We start from the raw sequence: 21121 nt of genomic DNA, 5'->3' as shown, positions 1-21121 counted from the left end.
TACCTCCCCACCTTCATCTGCAACTTTTGAACCAATTGTGCGTCTAACTTCTGGGTGATTATGGATGAAGAAGAAGAGTATCCCTTATGTTGTCGTATTTTTTTTACTAATTAATATCTTGCTTCCTTATGTCATTTCTGCAGAAGCCGTGTATCGCAACAGGCTGAGCTACCCGCTTATCGTCAATAATGTTCGAAATATTGACCCGGTCATCCGTTATATGAAGCGCAAAATTGACCATGACCCTGCTCAAGACTACGTAATCCTACTGGGTGATTCCGTCTTTTATGGAAGTCCGGGCAGTTCGGATCAGAGCATCAGCGCATTTCTGGAACAAATGCCGGAGCGTCCGACTGTGTTCAATCTTTCTTTTCCAGGCTCGCAACTGGGCGATATTTATACGATGCTGCTCATGCTCGATGAACAGGGGATATCTACGGACCATGTCATTTTAAATGTGAGATATGCCAGTTATGTGCCTAGAGTACCTTATCAACCTGTTCTTTCATGGTGGCAGGAGAATTTGCGAGTGCTAGATCCTGGTTCGTATCGCAAATTCAAATCACAATTAGGACAAACAAGCGATTATCCACTTTATAAAAATCCCTACATCTGGCTGCAGGATTTGCTGAAAAAGCAGGTGTATCCCTACATTCCGTTACTAGCGTACAAGGATTATTACCAAAAATCTGTAGATATTCAATGGGATAAGCTGCACAATCGGCCATTGCCCGATGATTCACTAGCTCTGCCAGAGCCTTGGTATACGAAGGACCGGGATTCTTTGGATGCGATGCTCAAGCAAGATCAGTTGAAGGTGGCTTTTACTAATCAGCCATTGGATTTAACAGAATCCAATCCTGATGTTTATTTCACACGGCAAATCATACGTCATCAACAAGGGAAAGAAACTTGGATCGTAATGGCGGGAACGAATCATGATTTAATGAAGGATTTCGTCAATGATCCTGGCTATGTAGAGAATAGTGGGAGATTGGACGGGTTTTTGTCGCAATTACCTGTTCATTATTTAAATCTCGAAGGACAAATTTCAGAAAGTTGGTTTACCGATTTCACTCATCTCATGCCGGAGGGGTATAAGATGATGGCGCAGCTGATATGGGATGCTTATAGACAGAGAGGGGCAGCCAAACCGCTATGATGTTTAATACGCCGGAATTTGCTTTGTTTTTGGTAATCTCAATGGGATTATTTTATTTCATTCCTAAGCATCGGCTCTGGTTGCTGACAGCGGCTAATGTTATTTTTTACGGCGTAGTGGGGCCTGGTTACTTGCTTTTGTTCGGAATTGTCTCTTTAGCGGTATTTGGGTGTGGACGATGGATCGAACAAGCGAGCAGAGGGCGGCGCATCCTACTATGGATAGGGATTTTGCTGACGTCAGGCAATCTCGTCTTTTTTAAGTACACTGATTTTGCCCTGCGCAGTTTGGAGAAGCTCTTGTCCATCCATTTGGTCGCCCACGAAGCATCATGGCTGCACTATGCCCTTCCGCTCGGTATTTCTTTCTATACCTTTGAGTTGATTTCTTATTTAGTCGATATTTATAAGGGGCGGATTGCTGCCGAGCGTTCGCTGCTGCGGTTCTGGATGTTCATTATGTTTTTCGCGCATATGATCGCTGGGCCAATCATGCGAGGCAAGGAATTTTTGCCGCAGATTCAGCAATTGGACAAGATTCGTTTTAACCCAGCGCAGATACGTCTGGGAGTTTTCTTTATTGTACTGGGCTTGCTGAAGAAAATGGGCATAGCAGATCAGTTGGCGCCCTATAGCGACAGCTTTTTCTCACAAGCGAGCACCATCAGCGGGGCTGAGGGATGGACGGGTTCGGTCTTGTATGCCTTTCAGATTTACTGCGATTTCTCAGGCTACAGCGATATGGCTGTCGGGTTGGGATGTTTGTTCGGACTGGAGCTGGCCAGAAATTTTGATACGCCTTATTTAAGCGCCAATGCAACGGAATTCTGGCGGCGGTGGCATATCACCTTGTCTTCCTGGATCCGTGATTACATCTACATTGCACTAGGGGGATCTCGGCGCGGTGAGATCAGACAGTATGCCAATCTATTTGCGGCTATGACGATTTCCGGGTTTTGGCATGGGAGTAAATGGACTTTTGTTGCTTGGGGGATGTACCAGGGAGGGCTTTTGATCGGTCACAAATTATATGTGATGCTGCTTCAGCGGCTTAGAATCGTTTATATTCAAAAGTATCTGTGGTACCGTATCCTGGCAATTGGTGTCTTCTTTATGTTAACCTGTCTCGGCTGGGTCATTTTTCGAACAGAAGGGCTTCATACCGCAATGGATCTCATTAGTCGAATGCTGAATCCCAAGGCATTGCTCATGCCAAGATGGGTATGGCATTTCTGGGGGATCGCGGCAGGGCTTTTTGCGCTTCACGTTTTGGAGGCGTACTTATTGAGGCATCTCGGTCGCGTATCGACGGCGTGGCATCGTTGGATTCCTTCGCCTGTCAGGGCTGCGATTTACTGCCTAGTCGTGCTAATATTATTGTACGTGCTGAAGCCGGAGCAAAGTTCTTTTATTTATTTTCAGTTCTAGCCTCGGATTCGGAGTTGCCTATTATCTGTCTAAAGCAGTAAGCTAATAGACACAGATTATTATAGGAAGTTGGAGATGAAGCAGATGGAAGCTAAATTTTGTATGACTTGCGGGTCCGCCATGGAGTCGCGCGATGTGGATGGTACGGTGCGAAGAGCATGCACGGCGTGCAGCTTCGTACATTGGGGCAATTACAGCATTGGGGTAGGCGCCCTTGTTATGAAAGATGAGAAAATTCTGCTTGTTCGCAGAGCGCAGGAGCCAGGGAAGGGCCGATGGACGAACCCAGGCGGCTATATTGAGCAGTATGAGCTGATTCAGGATACCATTGTGCGCGAAGTGCTTGAAGAATCCGGCGTTCAGGCGAAGGTTACTCGCTTGGTCGCTGTGCGTGATTTGCCAAGAAGCATCCACAATGTATATATCGCTTTCGAAATGGCCTATGTTGGCGGTGAACCTATCCCGGATGGCGTGGAAGTGGATGCAGCTGGCTTCTTCAGTTTGCAGGAAATGGCGTCTATGCCTGTAGCTGATTTCACACGTTGGTTGATCGATGTTGCGCTGCATTCCAAGGATGAAGGCCTTACCCAAGATCAGGAGCCCATCATCCATATGGAGGGGTACGGCCTGTACCGTGTTCCCAAGGTGTCTGTGTAATGAGGGAGCCGATTGGTTTGCGAGGCCATCACCTGCTTTGTCTGTTAGGTTACAGAGGGATGGGGTACTCCAAACAATTTTGCGAAAATATGACGGACGTTTATGAAACACTCCGTCAGCAGCCAGAGACGGTTATCCGCGTTGTACTGGGTCCAGATGATCTCTGCGCAGCCTATCCTACAGATGAAGTCTCGCATTGTGAGAATCGGACGGTCTATTCCCGTGATGCCGAGATTATCGAGAAGCTTGGCTTGCAGGTAGGGACAGAGCTAAGTTGGTCAGACATTTGCGGGCGAGTAGCGGATTTCGTCAAGCCAGGAGACATAGGTCAGCTCTGTGCAACATGCCGCTGGGAGTCGTACGGCGTTTGTGCGGATGGTGTGCGCTTAATCGGCGAAGGTGGATCGCTGCCACCCGTTCCAGAGCATAAATAAAGGGCTTGCGCATTGGCGCAGCCCTTGTTTTTTTAGGCAAAAACACTCACATCGGTACCCGATTCCAGTTTCTCTTCCGGCGAAGAGAGGACATTGGCAACCATGAGAAGATCGTCGACAGGACGAAGGATGGACCGGAGCAAGCGGCTGTCGCGCTGTTCAGGCTGGAGCCACTTCTCAGCTTGCTCTTCATCGAGAATGGCTGGCATGTGGCGATGATAGGGGGACACAAGCGAGTTGGCTTCTGTCATCAGCATCATGCATGTGCGAAGTTCTTCCTGGCCGGAAGGAGCTTGCCAGACATCATATAGGCCGGCAATGCCGAACGTACCGCTGCGCATTTTGAACCTGGTCCACTGGGTTTCCTTGCCTTCCGTGACACTGATATAGAAGCCGCTGCATGGAATAATACAGCGCTGCTTTTTGACAATTCGCTCGAAGACGATGTTGGAGAAGATCGAATCGCGTTCTCCACAGACCGCGTCTTTGGCCCAGAACGGCATTAATCCCCAGCGAAACTCATCAAGCAGTCGTTCCCCTTTTTTGTTCATCATGACCGCAGAAACCGACTCCGTCGGCTTCACTTCATAACGATTGGAACTGTAGGAAAGCAGTCGATCAATACGGAATTGCTTCATGATATCGTTAACGTCAGCAAGCATGGATATGGAATGACACATCGCTAATCACCTCATTTGATTTTGGCTATTATTGGCTGAATCCACCAAATTCATGTATGAGATTATGCTCTTTTTTTGTCATCCCAATCGCCTTCAAACAAGCAGCAGCTTCCTCATCGTTTCCTTCATATTGTTTTCATGGAAAGGCTTAGAGACGAATTCCTTGGCTCCTGCATGGATGCCTTCAATAATCATCGATCGCTGCTCCAAAGCGGAGCACATCATGATGTTGGCTTCGGGGTCGAATTCTTTTATTTTACGAATGATGTCAACACCGTTCATATCAGGCATATTCAGATCCATCGTTGTCAGGATCGGATAGTTGTTTTGGTAAGATCGAATAGCTTCAGCACCGCTAGACGCTTCCAACACATCATAGCCCATAGACTGAATCAATTGACATAAAATGTTTCGAAGACTTTTGACGGGATCAACGACTAGAATTTTTGGCTTCATGTGTCTACCTCCTGTTGTATATTATATGTTTCGGAGAAAGTTGAGCATTTGATGAGGGGTTTTTATCTGGAAAGTAATGACACAGGCCAAAAATAAAAAAGTCAGAAGCTTTAGGCTCCTGACTAATTAACGTTGTTCGTAGGACATATGGGCATGAATCCGATTTTTGCCATTGCGTTTGGCGACGTATAAACATTCATCTACCTGTTGAAACCAGGCTTTCTTCATCGTATTCCGATTGTAAGGCGCAAGCCCGATGCTCATCGTCAACGCTTGCCCCGGCATCTCTGGAATTTCAGTCTCCCGAATGAATTGCATCAGTTGTTCACACAAGCCCATGACCTCTTCATGGCTCTTGCCCACGAAAAGAACAGCGAATTCCTCTCCGCCATAGCGAAAGGACATATCATCTGGCCCGAGCACTTCTTTGAGGAGAGTTCCGATGGTTTTGAGCACGACATCACCTACCCAGTGACCATAGGTATCATTGATTTTTTTGAAATTATCGATATCCATCAGGGCTAGTACCAATGGTGTGTCATAAGGCATATGCGAAATAAGGTGATCCGTGTGTTCTTGAAAGGAACGATGATTAAACAACTCCGTGAGGGCATCTACCTTGGACAGCCGATCAATCATGACATTGCGGATAAGGAGATCCTGCTCGCGAACAACCGATTCTCTGAGCTGAGTAATAAGCGCCAAGCCTTTATTCATAATGGCAAAACAGACGAGAGCGGTGGAAGTAAGCACTGTAACAGAGACAATCACTTTATAGGGTGTAATTAAGTATCCTTGATTAACCTGGCTAATAAATAAGCTGATTAAACAAAACATACCTAAACTATAAGCGAAGATAATATATCTTTTTTGGAAATATACAGAGGCCAAAATAATAGGGATGCTAATTAATTCGTAACTGCCCATCAGTTCCGGGATGCAAACCATATAAATACTGACCGTGGTCATGGTCCATATAATCATGATAAAATCACTATATCGTTTGAGATAATGCAACGTCAGATAACCGGCACCCATAAGTAAAAGCTGAAAACTAGTGGGAAGAACTTGGTATTGCCAAAAGCTGGTTTGCCACCCAGCAGGTTGATTATATAAATCAAAGAAAAAACCAATCATTGCCGCTACTTCATAGATGAGTAGAATCCACCATAGTAAATGGATAAGTTTGCGGTTCCAAATATGATCATTCGCCGGAAGTTGTTCCATCGGAAGCAGGCCACTTTCCTTTCAGGGTAGCAATTATTGGAAATCAATTTGTGCCTTATGTGACCATTGTAAAGAATAACACCCCATTTTAGCAAGCAATGAAAATAGCAAAGAGTTCTTCAGGAGGGCTATGGCAGCTCAAGGATATTCACATGCATGGGAACATTATAAGGACGAGCTTACATTGTTGGATCGAAAGCTGGAGCTTCTATATAAACGTCGTCAGAAACTAACCCCTGATCCGCAAACGGATTCGTTCCGGGGGATGTTCGTGTCCGAAGATGAATTCATCCGTCTGGTCGGTGGATATGGCGCTAATGAGGCGTTGGATGAGGAAGAGCGAGCGCTGATGGCTGCGATTGAAGAGAGTGAAGCTTACCTAGCTGCAAGGCTGGGAGAAAGCCGCCAAACAGGCATATTCTTGCCTTTATCTTATCTGTCATCCGTATTCGGACTCTCTCACGTGGAGGAAAAGTTCGTCATGCTTGGTCTAGCGGTAGAACTGGATCGCAAGTATGAACGGATCTTTGGTTTTCTCTTGGATGATTTGACTCGCAAAACACCCAACATCAGCTTGGCTTTGCAGATTGCATGCAGTCAACCGGAGGAAATGAGGGCTGCGCGTACGACGTTCATGGCACCGGAAGGTCGCTTGGCTCGCTACCTGCTTCAACGGGAAGAATCTGACAACGGCAGTCAGTCTCTATTATCCAAACCGCTTGTATTAGATAAAAGGATCATCTCTTTCCTATTGGATTCAGGTGAGGTTGATCCTAAACTCAAGCCTGCGGTGCAAATGGTCTACCCCGATGAGGAGCTCACGCCTTTGCTCGTTCACGAGGACTTCCAGCAGCGGCTGCGGGACTTCATCCGCGATATGTCTGCGGTACCTGCGGCTGAGCGCAAGCGCCTGGCGTTCCACATCTGGGGGAACGCGGGCGCCGGCAAGAAGCTGCAGGTCAAGCACCTCAGCAGCTTCTTCAAGAAGCCGCTGCTGCTGGTTGATCTGGCGGATGTGCTGCTGCACGCCGTAAGTCTGGAAGAGCAGCTGAGCGTGATTATCCGCGAGGCGATTCTGCATCAGGCCATGCTGTGTTTCACACGGCTGGATGTGCTCTACCCGGAGGAGCCGGATCAGGCTGCGCAGCAGCGGCTCGGGCGGTTTCACGAGCAGCTCGACGGCTACGGCGGCATGGTCTTTCTGCTCGCCGGGCGGCACAACCGGCTGAGCTGGAAGCCCAAGGAGCGGCTGCTCCTTGAGCATGAACTGCAAGTGCCGGACGAAGGCGGGCGTGAGCGCCTGTGGACGGCATTCGCGCGCGAGCTCGGTGTGAGCGCGGCGAATCTTGACTTTGGGGTGATGAGCGGCAAATTCCGCTTCACCCCTGGGCAGATCCGCCGCGCGCTGATGCTGGCGCGCGGGTATTCCGCCTGGCAGCGCGAGCCGCAGGCGGATGGCGAAGCCGCAGCTGCGCCGCAGGCGCTGCGGCTGGACGCGCTCTACAAAGCGTGCTACCAGCAGGTGCAGCACAAGCTGGAGCGCAAGGCGACGCGCATCGAGCCGCGCTACGGGTGGGAGGACGTCGTGCTCCCACCCGAGCAGAAGGATCAGCTGCGCAACGCCTGCAATCAAGTGAAATATCGCGGCGTTGTCTACAACGACTGGGGTTTCGAGAAGAAGCTAGCCTACGGCAAAGGGCTTAGCATGCTGTTCGCCGGCCCGCCGGGCACGGGCAAGACGATGTCTGCGCAGGTTGTCGCCGGCGACCTGCAGCTAGAGCTGTACAAAGTCGATCTCTCCCAGGTAATCAGTAAATACATAGGCGAGACGGAGAAGAATCTGCATGAGATCTTCGAAGAAGCGCAGCTGAGCAATGCGGTGCTGTTCTTTGATGAGACGGATGCGCTGTTTGGCAAACGCTCGGAAGTGAAAGATTCGCATGATAAATACGCGAACATCGAAACCGCCTATCTGCTTCAGAAGATGGAGGAGTATCAAGGCATTACCGTGCTGGCTACGAATCTCTTAAATAATATTGATGAAGCCTTTTTGCGGCGCATTAACTACGTTATTAAATTTCCCTTTCCGGACAGCGAATACCGTGAAAAAATCTGGCAATCCATGTTTCCGCCTGCGGCGCCGCTTAACGATGACGTTGATTTTAAGTATTTGGCGCAGCGCTACGAGATTGCCGGAGGCAACATCAAGAATGTCGTGGTTTCATCCGCATTCTTAGCTGCCGAAGCGGGTGACTCGATCCGGATGAAGCATATTATCAAGTCCATCCGGCACGAACTGCAGAAATCAGGCAAAATCCTCGCTCGGCAGGAGTGGGAGGACTATTAAAAAGCATAAACCTAGCATTATGCTAGGTTTATAATGTATTTTTACCATTCTCCTAAATAATCGCTATAGTCATCCTAGCAATTTGCAATTATAATAGAAAAAGGTACACAATATGACATTATTCCTCATCGTTTTAACACATTACATAGGTATTTTGAGGTAGGAAGTGAACCCCATAGGCGATTATTCGGTAATTGCTGATGTAAGCGCATCTTTGATCAAGTTGCTCAGAGAAAATATGACCCCAGATCCCATACCCCAACCAGAGATGATTGGGCTTGCTTCGCCTGTCGATAAAGGTGATTTCTACTTATCTCTTTATTTGTACAACATTCGCGAAAGTGGCGAGAATCGCCGCACCCACATGATTTCCCGAGGGACGAATGAGATTCAGTTTCCCCCTATGGTGGTAGATCTCAGCTATTTGCTGACGGTTCAATCACCTGCCGAGCTGCAGTCCAGAGCATTGGACGAACACCGGATTCTAGGGCGAGCGATGCAAGTTCTGTATGATCATTCCGTATTAAGAGGATCAATGACGATAGGAACTCTAGCAGAGCAAGATGAAGAGGTTCGCATTGTCATGGACCCTTTCAAAGGAGAAAGCATCCTGAATTTATGGAATTTCGCAGAAACCCCCTACAGATTATCAGTCAGTTATACCGTTGGGCCTGTAAGTATTGATTCCACTCGCATCAGAACAACCAAAAGGGTTTCGGAAACCGATTTTCGTATACAAGGTTAGGAGGTTTAGGTTGTGGAACATATTCGCGTATCGCAATTGAAAACCCGAGTCTCCCTTGTTGTTTGCGTGATCGACGCAAGTACCTCGAAAACTCCTCTTGGCAACACAACCACCGTTTATTTGGAAGGCACCCGTTCGAAAGCAATTAGTAAATCGAATGGTTCCTATATATTCAATGACTTGCCACCCGGTGATTACCGATTAATGGTAAGCAGCGAGTACTATTTCCCAGAACAGTCTCTGATCACCGTAGGAACCGACAATTTTATAGAGATTGTTCAATTAAAACCACTGCCATCCTATCCTTTTTCGCAAGGAGTAGGGTTGATCCGAGCGATGCTGAAGGATGCCGCCGGAGCTCCTATTATGGACGCCAAGCTGCAAGCGAGGATTGTAACCGAGGAATGCGCGCGTGCCCGTATTATGATGGATCAAGCGGATAAAGGCGCATTGGAAGTTACGCTGGGTTCGTTCACCGGAACGATTGCAGCAGGAGATACCTACATCCTGCGGGGGCGAGGCGCCAAACCGGCTGAAGAACACATCCGCATCGTCGAGGTATTGGAGTATCAGAAGCGATTCCGCTTAGAACGTAAGCTGACCAAGGCTTACACAAGGGGCTCGTTGCTGCTGCCTGTCCAAGAAACCCGATCAACAGAGCGGGGAGAAGCAGTAATCGCTTTTCGTGGTAATCGGATTCAAGCTTTTCAGACGGAGCTCATTATTACTTACGGCAAAGACCGTTCGGAGCTAACGAAAGAAGTTTTGGTATCCGAGGGGACGACAACCAATTTGGGGGTTATACGTCTTACCTGATCTTAATTAGTAGAATGGACACGTCCATCTTCTATACAAAATGACAAGCAGAAAGGAGAGAACTGGTTTCATGTCGATGGCCGTATTCATTTGCAAGAAGAGCCGTCTGACAGAACTGGGGAACAATGGCTGACTATTTATCACCTGGAGTCTATGTGGAAGAGTTTGACAGCGGAGCACAACCGCTTGAGGGTGCAAGCACAAGTACGGCCGGGTTTATAGGGCTTGCGCAAAGAGGGGAAATTGAAGGTGTCCCCCAATTGGTTACAAGTGTAGCTGATTTCCATCGTTTATTCGGCAGTTATTTGTCGGAGAATGAGTTTGGTGAGTACCGTTTCCTTTCTTATGCTGTAGAGCATTTTTATCTAAATGGGGGTTCTCGCTGTTATGTTATGCGCGTAGCGCCAACTGACGCTAAAGTAGCTAAGAACAAAGCGGATAGCAACAAAGAAGCTTCCATTCTAGAAATCTCATCCAAAAATCCTGGTACTTGGGGCAACCAAATCCGTATCGTTGTTGTACCATCCAGCAAAGCCAAAACACAAATCTATGAAGTGATCAGCGACAAACAATACCGTGTGAAAAACAATGCGGGGTTCAACGTTGGTGACGTCGTAGCGTTCGAAGCTGCTGGTCAAAAACAATACAACAAAGTCGTCGCTTCCCAAGATAACATTATTGAGCTTGCTGAAGAGCTTGATGGCGATGTAACAGACGCGGGTTTGCTGCCTTCCAAAGTATTAACAACTTCCGAGTTCACCCTGCATGTGTTCTATGGTGATGAAGCTGAGACTTATGAGAAAGTATCTTTGAACATCTCCGCAGCTAATCATATCGAGAAAATTGTTTCTCGTTCGAATATCATCACGGTGAAAGATTTGACAGATGGCAAAGATCTAGGCGTAATTGCTCCTTTTGAAGTGCTTTCTGGTGAAAATGAAACCGTTGGCAAGTTCCAGATCGCCTTGTCTGGCGGAAGCAACGGCTCCATCGCTCAAGTGACGCCTGATGTCTTCATGGGTGTAGACCGCGGTCCTGGCAAACGTACAGGGATTCAGTCTTTCATCGATAACGATGTTGTCAGCATCATTGCGATTCCGGGTGTAACTGAGCCTACAGTTCAACTATCTCTGGTAGCACACTGTGAGAATCTGGGCAGCCGCTTTGCGGTTCTGGATATTCCGCGTGAGAAAACCAAAGTAGCAGATGTTATGACGCACCGCAACATTTTTGACAGCAGTTATGCAGCGATGTACAATCCGTGGTTGCAAGTCTTTGATCCATTGGACAAAAGAAATATTTACATCCCTCCATCCGGCTCTGTGATTGGGATCTACTCCCGTTCCGACCAAACGCGCGGCGTTCAAAAAGCGCCTGCCAATGAAGTCGTACGCGGTGCAGTTGGTCTGGATTGTCAGTACAACAAAGGCGAGCAAGATATCTTGAATCCGCAGGGCGTGAACTTGATCCGTCATTTTGCAGGCCAAGGTATCCGCGTTTGGGGTGCTCGCACAACTTCTTCCAATGGCTTATGGAAATATGTGAACGTAAGACGCTTGTTCATCTTCATTGAAGAGTCAATTAAGAATGGCACGAACTGGGTCGTATTCGAACCGAATGATGAACAGCTCTGGGCTCGTGTCCAACGGACCATAGATGCCTTCTTAACTCGTGTATGGAGAGATGGTGCCTTAATGGGCGGAAGTCCTTCCGAGGCCTTCTACATTAACATTGGTCGCAGTACGATGACACAGGATGATATCGACAATGGTCGACTCATCTGTGTGATTGGGGTTGCTCCGGTCAAACCTGCCGAGTTCGTGATCTTCCGCATTACTCAGAAAACAAGAGAAGAATAGTTGAACGTTAAACATTTTTCATATTAGGAAAGGGGTATTATATGGCTGGCGAACGTAGGGATCCATACCGCAATTTTAGATTTCGAATTGAAGTAGAAGGTATTCAGCAAGCTGGATTCAGCGAAATTTCTGGATTTGACGCTTCCCTTTCGGTAATTGAATACCGCGAAGGCAACGAAACCATCACGCCTCGGAAGCTTCCGGGACTTGCAAAATACGGCAACATCTCATTGAAATGGGGGGTTACGGACTCCCTGGATATGTACAACTGGATGTCAGAGTCCATTCAAGGTAAAATCTCCCGTAAAACGGTCACGATTATCGCGATCAACGAAGAAGGCGGAGACGTAGCGACTTGGCAGGTTATCGAAGCATGGCCGTCCAAGTACTCGGCACCTAGTTTCAAGGGTACGGGGAACGAAGTTGCGATCGAAAGCTTAGAGCTAGCCCATGAAGGCATGACGCGCACGAAGTAAAGAACGTTAGAGTAGGCGCCGGGACGTGAGTTCCGGTTCCTAACTCTTCTTTTTTTCAACAATACAAACGGCTAAGGAGGTAACATCATGGCTTTCAAAACCGAATATGAATTCGAACTGCCTAGAGGCTATGTGGACGATAACGGAACGCTGCACAAGAGGGGCGTCATGAGACTTGCTACAGCTGCGGACGAAATTTTGCCAATGCGCGACCAACGTGTACAGCAGAACCCAGGTTATTTAACGATCATCCTGCTTACTCGTGTCATCACAAATCTTGGTGATTTGCGTGCGATTGATACGCGTGTAGTAGAGAAGTTCTTTACAGCAGATCTCGCGTTCCTCCAAAATTTCTATCGTCAAATTAATGAAATGGAAGTGCCGACCGTACACACCAGCTGCCCGAAATGTGAGCATGAGTTCGATGTGGACGTGTCTTTTTTGGACGAGATGGCGGGGGCATAACGGGATATCCCATTGACAAGATCTATGAGGAAGCGGGCTTTATTGCTTACTATTTTCATTGGACACATGATGAAATCATGTCAATGGAACACCGGGAACGCCGCACGTGGTGTGAGGAAATATCCCGCATCAACCGCAATTTGAACGACGATGGCAAAAAGCAGCCGGACAATCCGTTTGATGTGTTCGGTAAGAGGTGAGTAACGAATGGTATCCGATTATCATTATATTGGTGGCGCATTCCGGTTCGTAGTCGAGTTAGACGGATTGTTTGTCGCTGGCTTCTCCGAAGTGACGGGCATGAAGGCCGAAACGGAAGTAAAGCCGCTATGGGAAGGCGGTGTGAATACGCATCCTCACTATATGATTCAACATACGAAGTTTCCTAACATTGTGCTGAAAAGAGGAATTACCAACTCCAGTGAGCTCTGGGATTGGCATTACAACGTTTCACAAGGCAAGATTGAGCGGATGAACGGCTCTATCATCCTGAATAATGAATTAGGCAAAGAGATGTGCCGATGGAATTTCTTCAATGCATTCCCGGTGAAATGGAACGGGCCGGATTTGAATGCAAGTACCGGCAACGTGGCTATTGAGTCGATTGAACTGGTGCATGAGGGTTTAAAGGCCATTTTTAAATAAGTCGGTATGGACAACGCTGAGGGGGATTGTTTATGAAATCTCGACAATCGCATAAACCCCGTGCACAGCGGAAGAAGGCTGTCATCCAAACCTCTGCTGTCAGCAGCAGTGCTGCCGGACGTGTAGGTCGACAATCCAACCTATTTGCTTCTGGCGTTATGGGCAAGTATGGCTTCGGTCGTCACAATTATTTAGGGCTGCTCGCCCTCATTTTCAACAAAAAAGGTCCGCTGAGTAACAAAGATTTAGCGGCTTTTACGAGGACACATGACCAGGCTTGGGTGATTCAGCTTCAGTTGCAGTTGAAGAACTTGCAGCATCCCGATTCTGCACCCTTACTCACCAAGAAACAAACGATTCGTCAATTACAGCAATTGATTACGAGCAGCGGCTATAAGCTGCCTGTCAAAACGCCTAAGAAACAGGGACGAAATAGCAAGGGAATTATAGCTTCAACTAATAAGCCTGAGACTGCACCTGTTAAACAGGTTCTAGCTAAACAAGAGTCATTTAACAACGTTAATAAAAGAAGCTCACCGTTCATTCAGCGCTCCATCGGACAAATTGCCTCTGCAATCGGCATGCTTTCAAGCGCCCATTTAAGCAACCCTGATCAACGATCACACGGAGTGAGTGGATTTCAACATACAAGTCTGTCGGCAAATCTCCAGATGCGAAGAAGTCAGCTTTCTCATAAAAATGTCATTCAACATGTGATCAACCATGTGGATGCCATTCGCAGCACATCGCAATGGCTGGAGCAGTTTCAAGCAGGTAAACCAAGTAAACTAAGTGCAGGATTAGCGGATATTCGTGCTCAAGGAGCACCCCTTAATAGCATGGATAAGGCGGGTGGGGCCTCATTTCTCCAGGAGGCTGGGCGTTTTCTAGTTAATGTGACGCAATCTCCGATGGCCCCAAAGAACAATCAAAGCTTTCCTTTTATTAGCGAAAATAGTAGTTCTGGGGCGGCTGCAAGCAGCCTTAATGAACCATCAACGGCTCAGAAAGTTAGAATGAAGCTCGGAGAAGGTCCTTTCAGTGAAGGCACCTCGCCAGGGACGGTTCGGTTTATTAAAAGTTTGTTAGTTCGAAACATGACGGATGAAGTATTGCTTACTTTAGAGCAAGAGGCTAGTCCAAGTCATGGTTCAAACCAGAGCAGTGAAACGATTCCTTCTTCCGCAAGAGGCTTTCTGGCAGCAAGCCAGCGTCCGCTAGCTATTCAGGCTGCAAACATAACATCTTCTGTGCCTTTTGCAATGCAGGCAGGAGCAAGCTGGGGAGCAGGCTCCACAGGACGGGCAGCTAGAACCGGCGCGAACTCATCTCAGATTTGGCGTAAACCATCGGAACAAGCCGTAATTGGCGAGCATGTGTCCGTTCGTGAATTTGCCGATGAAGCACGAGTCCGACTGGAGCAAAGCCCACGAGAGCAGAGCAGCGCGGAAATCCAGGAGCAATTGCTATTGATTCAAGAGCGATTGAAAGAGCAAGTGAAAGAGCAAGTGCAGGAGCAAGTGCAAGAGCAAGAGCAAGTGCAAGAACTAGAGCAAATGCAAGTTCAGGAACAAAGGCAAGTGCGAGGAAAAGAACAGGCAGGAGAAAGACAGAAGCATGTTGGGAGTCAGCAAGAGCTCTCTGAACATCAACATGTTGGCATCGATCGATCAGATGACTTTACAAGCGTTAGACCTATATTACGGGCGATTAGTAAGAAGGAGCAAGGCTCCTCAGCGTTAGAAAACATAACGCAGCTTGCTGCGAAACAAGTAGTGCAACAAGGAAACGCAGCTTCACCTCAACTTCCGCTAGCAACTGCACCATCTAAGGTAGTTCACAGAAAAGTGAATGGGAGTGAGATTAAGGGAGAAGCAGGCGGGAAGATTCAAAGCAATGAACAATGGCTGACTCAGCTTGTTCACAAACCAAGACAACGCTCTTCTAACGATTCATTGGTTAGAAGTACACATACAGCTCCAAGCGATCAATCCAAGCGAATCCAAGATTCATCGATCATGACAGGACGCAGTCCGCGAATGATACGAGATGAGAGTATCCAAAATAGCAGAAGTCATACCTCTTCATTTACACAGAAGGAAAAGCCTAACCGCCAGTCGCGTCAACAAGATGAGGTTTTTTTAGCACCTTCTATTCAGAGCTCTATCCAACCGAAACGTACGTCTTCTGTGGTATCTACAATTGTGAGGGGAAGCGGCCTTGAGAAAGTAACATCGAGCCATCCGTTGGAAGGATACCGTGCCAGTGTGCAAGCCAGCACGATTGTGCAGGGAAATCAGCGTATTTTCCGTAGTGCTTCCAGACATGAGAATTCAGGAGAACCCTTCCATAACTCGCAGTTCATTAAACAAAACGCAGATCCACTGACAACATCAACAGGAAAAAGGATAGTTGTAGATCGTATACCTTCTGAGACATCTGCAAAAGAAACTGCCAATAGTTTCAACCAACTAGGGCAAATTGGTCCCTTACAAAGCTACAGGGCTAATGCGCAAGCTAGTAGTCAGTTGCAAAATGTGGAACGCGTTTTTCGGAACTCTTCTCCAACAGGGTTGTTGACTGGCCAAGAGCAGGGTCAAATGCTGGAACAAGTGCAGGAACAAGTGCAGAGTCGAGTGCAGAATCAAATGCAGGAACAAGTGCAGGATCAAGTACGGAATCAAGTACAGAGTCAAATGCAGGAACAACTACAGGAACAAGTACAGAATCAAGTACAGAATCAATTGCAGGAACAAGCACAGAATCAAGTACAGAGTCAAATGCAGGAACAAGTACGGAATCAAGTACAGAATCAAATGCAGGAACAAGTACGGAATCAAGTACAGAATCAAATGCAGGAACAAGTACAGGATCAAGTACGGAATCAAGTACAGAGTCAAATGCAGGATCAAGCACAGATTCAAGTACAGAATCAATTACAGGAACAAGTACAGAATCAAGTGCAGAATCGAATACAAGAACAATTACAGAGTCAAATGCAGGAACAAGTACAGGATCAACTACAGGAACAAGTACAGGAACAAGTACAGGAACAAATACAGGAACAAGTACAGGAACAAATACAGGATCAAATACAGAACAAACTACACAATCAAGTACAGAGCCAGAATCAGAATCAAGTGCAACACCAAGTTCAAGCTCAAAACCAAGATTCGAACGAGCTTAATGAGATTGAAACCAACGCACGATCGGTCGTGCAAGGTTCAGCAGTTCATAGATCTTTGGCTGTAGAACTCGCTGCGAAAATAGCAGTAGCCAGTTTAACTAATTTGATAGTGGAGCCACCGCGGACATCTGAGTCTACAGCAAGACAAAGGCTGCCAAGGTTAGTTGCGGCAAAGACCAACTTGAAGTTAAACGGAGTTAATCAGGCACAAGCACAGAGAAAGTCTGCCTCGGTGCTCCAAAATAACGGACCAGAGCGAGTATTTCTTACTCCTTCTTCCGGAGCTGGACGAATCGACATTCAGGCAAATCAAGAGCGATTGTTGTCAGTAGGAGAAGCTTCTGGAATTAGGGAACTGAGCCGCTCGGCAGTAGGTACTCTAGCAACGGATATAGCTGCCAGAGTGGCACGAAACAGTATAAGGGTGGCTGGATTAGGTCTGATTTCCGATGGTAGATCGAATGGCAGACAGATGAGATTGCTTAGTCAGAAAGAGCCCGATAACCGCCCTTCTTTTCCCTCTATATGGAGGAAAGTTACAGAAGGACGAATGGAAGAAAGCAGAGCAGCGGCTAGCGGGACACAGAGAAGTGTCGGAAATGAAAGATCTGGCTTAGCGGAAACCTTAAGTCTCAAACCAGTTGACATCATTAGAAGAACAGAGCAGCCCTCCCGCGTAAATCAAGTTAGGGAGCAATTAAGGCAGGGGCAAGCTGGCGTTGAGAGAGTATTAACGAGGAACAGCTTCGTAAACCGGCAAGCTGAATCTGGCGTTGGCGGCGAGGAAAATGATCGAGCTGAGGTTGTCAGAGCCAAACGCAGCAAGCGTACGTCTGGCGGAGAACTTGGCAGCGAGGTGCAAGTCGAGCATCTTCAGAGACAAGCAGTTGTCGATGAAGGGGAACGCGCACAGCGGAGGGGGAATGGTTCGGAGAATCCGGCTGAAGCCGCAGGCGTGCAGTCGGATTGGGTGGAACGAACCATCAGGGCTAGAGTGAGCGCGCTGGAAGAGGAGCGCGCACCGATGGCTCGCCAGCCCGTGAGCATGACACCGCGTGTCATGCCGCTGTTGGCGAGCAGAGCAGGAGCGCTTCGCGCTGCTCCTGCGGGGGCGGCTGCGGCTTCGCCTGCCGCAGCAATTGCCGACGCGCAGCGCAGCATCGGCCTGACCCACAGCAGCAGCCAACCGATGGCTGCTATAACGGCCAAGCCGCTGGGCACGCAGGTGCAGCGGCAACCACGGGGCGCCCAGCCAGGCGCCCCCGCAGCAGCAACCATGCTGCCAATGAGCAGCATGGCGTCCGCGAGGCCGGATTACCCGGCGGCCTCGCAACCAACCTCGTTGGAGCACAAGTGGGCTCCAGCGACAAGCGCAACCGCAAGCGCGGCCGAGCCCAGCGCGCTAGCCGTGGCTCCGCTCGAGATGGACTGGCTGCGCACCAAAGCCAGCGCAGATCAAGAGGCGGCTCCAACACTAGTAGTCCCGGAGGGTACTCCTAAGCTGAGTGAAGAGCAGCTGCAGGAACTGATCAAGGAGCTGCCGCAGCTCGACATCGCCAAAATCGCGGACAAGGTCTACCGCGAAATCGAGAAAAAAATGAAGTTCGAACGGCAGCGCCGAGGACTATAATCTTACATACTTCGATAGGAAGGACTGACAGGAATGGCACTCAAGAAAGCGGTAATTATCGTAGACAAGGGCAACAGCAAAGAGACCGTCCCCGTATTATTCAACCCTGGTGAATACACGCTCGACACGAAAAACAGCTACTCTTGGAAAACAGTGCCTGGTTTGTCCATGCCCATCGGCCAATTCGTGAGCGGCGGAACGACAACGCTCTCGATGGATTTTTATTTTGACACCTATGAAAAAGGGACGGATGTTCGTAACTATACGAAGAAAATTTCTGGGTTATTGGATGTAGAGAAAGAGCTGCATGCACCTCCCATTTGCCGATTCGTGTGGGGCTCCTTGGATTTCAAAGGGGTTGTAGAGAAAGTGACACAACAGTTTACGATGTTTCTAGATACGGGCGTTCCAGTCCGGGCGAAGCTCAATGTCGTATTCCGCTCCTGGCACAGCAAGAAAGAGCAATTGCAAACGATACCCCGGCATTCGGCAGATCGTACGAAACAGAAGATGCTGAAACAGGGCGACCAGCTCTGGATGCTGGCAGCTCATGAATATGAAGACCCGAGTCTCTGGCGGGAAATCGCCAAGGCCAATCACATAGATAACCCACTCAAAGTGGTCACGGGACGCCGCATTTCGGTCCCAAGATTGGATTGATCGTATGGCGACATTACAACTGGATACAAGCTCTTTTACTTATGATGATCTAGCCAAAAAATATAAAGAATTTTTCTCTCCCGCCTATTTGATCACCGTTGATGGTACGAAGATTTCGGACAGCATTGCCATTGCGACGATCCGTGTGGATACGTCCATTGATGGTACAGCGGACTCGTTTTCTTTTCGTATTACGAACGCATACGACATCACGAAGAATGATTTCCAGTGGCTCTCCGATTTTGCCTTAGGGAAAGCCATTGATATCAGCTTGGGTTATGTCGATAAATTTACGCCCGTTTTTACAGGGTATATTACGTCGGTCGTTGTGGATTTTCCTGAGGATGGTTCGCCAGGTCTTATTATACGGGGGATGGATATGTCTTATTTGATGATGAAGGGGACGAAGTCGCGTTCCTGGAATAAGAAGAAATACAGCGATGTGGTTACGGAAATTGCCAAGGAATATGGCGCCAAGACGCAAATCGATGCGACAACGACGGAGTTTCCGACGATTTCTCAGAGTCAAATAAATGATTATCATTTTATTCAAAACTTAGCGAATCTGGTCAATTATGACTTCTTCGTTGTCGGCAAAAATGTATACTTTCGCAAGCCCCTGACAGATATGACGGCTGTGATGACGCTGGAAATGGGTAAAACCCTGCGCAACTTGACCATTGATATGAATCTGTCCGAGCAGATTACTGGCGTGACTGTCAGGGCTTGGGACAATAAAGAGCTCAAGGTCATCCAGGGGGAATCGGGCACGATAGCTAAGCTTGGTTCAAACGCCAAGACAGGGAAAGATTTACTGGCAGCGAAGGGGAAGTTCGTGGAGCATATTTATACGAATGCCGCATCGGCTGAAGAAGCCAAAACCTATGCAGATGCGCTGCTGAACAGGCGGGCTATGAAACTGATCAGCGGGACAGGGGAATGTATCGGGATACCGGAAATCCGTGCCGGGCGCTACATGAAGCTGGATGGTGTCGGCAAGAAGTTTGATCAGCCCTATTATGTGACTGGAGCGACGCATATTTTTGATGATGAAGGCTATACAACTCGCTTTCAGATTGGAGGGAATGCGGTATAATGTTCAAGGCTCCCGATATTACGATAGGCGGTGTGACGGACTTTGCCAGCCAGAAAATTGGCGGTGTCATGGTAGCCGTAGTTACTAATAATAATGATCCCGATAAAATGGGGCGAGTGAAGCTCAAGCTTCCCATGCAGGAAACGGATACGGAGACAGATTGGGTGCGTATCGCGACGTTCATGGGCGGCAAAGATATGGGCAGTCTGTTCATTCCGGAAGTGAATGATGAGGTGTTGGTTGCTTTCCATCTAGGGGAGCTGCGTCAACCTTTCGTGATCGGTATGCTTTGGAATCCTAAGAATATGCCGCCTGCGCCTGCGGAGAAGAATGATTTGCGGATGATCAAATCACGTTCCGGTCATGAATTAGCTTTCAATGATAAGAGCGGTGATGAGAGCATTACGATCAAAACGAAAAAAGGTCAAATCATCGAGCTCAAAGATAAGGATGACAGCATTACGATCGCCGATCAGAGCGGCAATAACAAGATCACGATCAAAGGCGGCTCGGCCAATGAGATTTCTGTGGTAAGCAGCAGTTCCAAAATCACGATGAATGCCAAAGGCGATGTAGCCATTGAGAGTTCCAAAGAAATTAAAATTAAATCGACACAAATTAACATCGAAGCATCTGCGACCATGGCTCTGAAGGCAGGCGCAACGCTCGATTTGAAATCGGATGGCATTATTAATATTAAGGGCAGCATGGTCAAAATTAATTAGCGAGGGGCGAAGCGGGGATGTCGGAGGCATTTTTGGGACGCGGGTGGAAATTCCCGATTCAGGTTGATCCTGCTACGGGGAGAATCCGAATGTCCGAGTATGAAGAAGACATTGCTGAAGCGATTCGCGTGATCCTTGGCACGACACAAGGGGAACGGGTCATGCGGCCGAAATTTGGCTGCGGCGTTCAGGAATTTATTTTTGGCATGACGGATGATACATCGCTGCATTTGCTCGAAAGCAATATTGTCGAGGCGATCAGAAACTGGGAACCGAGAGTTCATGAAGTGGAAGTAAAAGCCGTACCGGAAGCGGATGATCCCGCTAAAGTGATGATCCGAATTGCGTATGTAGTCCGCACGACGAACAATTTATTTAACCAAGTTTATCCATTTTACTTATATGAGGGTTCCAAATAGAAAGAGGC

20 protein-coding genes are annotated in these 21121 nt (G+C 48.0%); 17 read left to right on the top strand and 3 right to left on the bottom strand.

Annotated elements, in window-relative coordinates:
- The first annotated feature begins 64 nt into the window (after positions 1–64).
- From IEY34_RS09650 to IEY34_RS09635, 4 genes are all read left to right on the top strand, one after another.
- Positions 65–1162, top strand: a complete 1098-nt coding sequence (locus tag IEY34_RS09650) for an SGNH/GDSL hydrolase family protein (RefSeq protein ID WP_189010767.1) — start codon at positions 65–67, stop codon at positions 1160–1162.
- Positions 1159–2589 carry an MBOAT family O-acyltransferase gene (locus IEY34_RS09645; RefSeq protein ID WP_189010766.1) on the top strand — a complete coding sequence of 477 codons (1431 nt, stop codon included), beginning with the start codon at positions 1159–1161 and terminating at the stop codon, positions 2587–2589. Before IEY34_RS09650 ends, IEY34_RS09645 begins: the two co-directional genes overlap by 4 nt.
- 75 nt (positions 2590–2664) lie before the next feature.
- Complete coding sequence (locus tag IEY34_RS09640; RefSeq protein ID WP_308422994.1) at positions 2665–3246, top strand: NUDIX domain-containing protein; 582 nt, start codon at positions 2665–2667, stop codon at positions 3244–3246.
- A complete protein-coding gene (locus IEY34_RS09635; protein WP_189010764.1) occupies positions 3246–3680 on the top strand; it encodes a DUF1284 domain-containing protein in 435 nt (144 codons plus the stop codon). The genes IEY34_RS09640 and IEY34_RS09635 overlap by 1 nt, the downstream gene beginning before the upstream one ends.
- A gap of 32 nt (positions 3681–3712) precedes the next feature.
- Here the strand turns inward: IEY34_RS09635 and IEY34_RS09630 are convergent, their stop codons facing one another.
- The 3 genes from IEY34_RS09630 to IEY34_RS09620 form a co-directional block, all read right to left on the bottom strand.
- Positions 3713–4360, bottom strand: a complete 648-nt coding sequence (locus IEY34_RS09630; RefSeq protein ID WP_189010763.1) for an SOS response-associated peptidase — start codon at positions 4358–4360, stop codon at positions 3713–3715.
- A gap of 93 nt (positions 4361–4453) precedes the next feature.
- Entirely contained in the window at positions 4454–4816 is a 363-nt protein-coding gene (locus IEY34_RS09625) for a response regulator (RefSeq protein WP_189010761.1), read from the bottom strand.
- 126 nt (positions 4817–4942) lie between these two features.
- Complete coding sequence (locus IEY34_RS09620) at positions 4943–6043, bottom strand: GGDEF domain-containing protein (protein WP_189010759.1); 1101 nt, start codon at positions 6041–6043, stop codon at positions 4943–4945.
- 130 nt (positions 6044–6173) lie between these two features.
- Between IEY34_RS09620 and IEY34_RS09615 the strand changes: the two genes are divergently transcribed.
- The 13 genes from IEY34_RS09615 (at position 6174) to IEY34_RS09555 (ending at position 21113) form a co-directional block, all read left to right on the top strand.
- Entirely contained in the window at positions 6174–8390 is a 2217-nt protein-coding gene (locus tag IEY34_RS09615) for an ATP-binding protein (RefSeq protein ID WP_189010757.1), read from the top strand.
- 166 nt (positions 8391–8556) lie between these two features.
- Complete coding sequence (locus tag IEY34_RS09610; RefSeq protein WP_229757547.1) at positions 8557–9135, top strand: Pvc16 family protein; 579 nt, start codon at positions 8557–8559, stop codon at positions 9133–9135.
- A gap of 12 nt (positions 9136–9147) precedes the next feature.
- Positions 9148–9951 carry a peptidase associated/transthyretin-like domain-containing protein gene (locus IEY34_RS09605; protein WP_189010755.1) on the top strand — a complete coding sequence of 268 codons (804 nt, stop codon included), beginning with the start codon at positions 9148–9150 and terminating at the stop codon, positions 9949–9951.
- 125 nt (positions 9952–10076) lie between these two features.
- Positions 10077–11810, top strand: coding sequence for a phage tail sheath family protein (locus IEY34_RS09600; RefSeq protein ID WP_189010753.1), 1734 nt, complete (start codon positions 10077–10079; stop codon positions 11808–11810).
- 41 nt (positions 11811–11851) lie between these two features.
- On the top strand, positions 11852–12286 hold the full coding sequence (locus tag IEY34_RS09595) for a phage tail protein (protein ID WP_189010751.1): 435 nt from the start codon (positions 11852–11854) through the stop codon (positions 12284–12286).
- Positions 12287–12373: 87 nt separating this feature from the next.
- Positions 12374–12751 (top strand): phage tail assembly protein, encoded by a 378-nt coding sequence (locus IEY34_RS09590; protein WP_189010749.1) that lies wholly within the window; start codon positions 12374–12376, stop codon positions 12749–12751.
- Positions 12748–12951 carry a DUF6760 family protein gene (locus IEY34_RS37500; protein WP_079410461.1) on the top strand — a complete coding sequence of 68 codons (204 nt, stop codon included), beginning with the start codon at positions 12748–12750 and terminating at the stop codon, positions 12949–12951. The genes IEY34_RS09590 and IEY34_RS37500 overlap by 4 nt, the downstream gene beginning before the upstream one ends.
- Before the next feature lie 7 nt (positions 12952–12958).
- A complete protein-coding gene (locus IEY34_RS09580) occupies positions 12959–13396 on the top strand; it encodes a phage tail protein (RefSeq protein WP_189010747.1) in 438 nt (145 codons plus the stop codon).
- 32 nt (positions 13397–13428) lie between these two features.
- Entirely contained in the window at positions 13429–18213 is a 4785-nt protein-coding gene (locus IEY34_RS09575) for a hypothetical protein (protein ID WP_189010745.1), read from the top strand.
- 33 nt (positions 18214–18246) lie between these two features.
- Positions 18247–18873, top strand: a complete 627-nt coding sequence (locus tag IEY34_RS09570; protein ID WP_189010743.1) for a CIS tube protein — start codon at positions 18247–18249, stop codon at positions 18871–18873.
- A gap of 4 nt (positions 18874–18877) precedes the next feature.
- The gene (locus IEY34_RS09565; protein ID WP_189010741.1) at positions 18878–19969 is read left to right on the top strand and encodes a phage late control D family protein; all 1092 of its coding nucleotides are present in this window, start codon (positions 18878–18880) and stop codon (positions 19967–19969) included.
- Positions 19969–20694: a phage baseplate assembly protein V gene (locus IEY34_RS09560; RefSeq protein WP_189010739.1), complete on the top strand. Its 726-nt coding sequence runs from the start codon at positions 19969–19971 to the stop codon at positions 20692–20694. Before IEY34_RS09565 ends, IEY34_RS09560 begins: the two co-directional genes overlap by 1 nt.
- 17 nt (positions 20695–20711) lie before the next feature.
- Positions 20712–21113: a GPW/gp25 family protein gene (locus IEY34_RS09555; protein ID WP_189010737.1), complete on the top strand. Its 402-nt coding sequence runs from the start codon at positions 20712–20714 to the stop codon at positions 21111–21113.
- Positions 21114–21121 lie beyond the last annotated feature (8 nt).

Origin of the sequence: Paenibacillus marchantiophytorum (assembly GCF_014640555.1) — a bacterium.
GTDB classification, from domain to species: domain Bacteria; phylum Bacillota; class Bacilli; order Paenibacillales; family NBRC-103111; genus Paenibacillus_E; species Paenibacillus_E marchantiophytorum.
The sequence above is the reverse complement of the archived record's forward strand: the minus strand, read 5'-3'. Positions and strand labels throughout refer to the sequence as shown.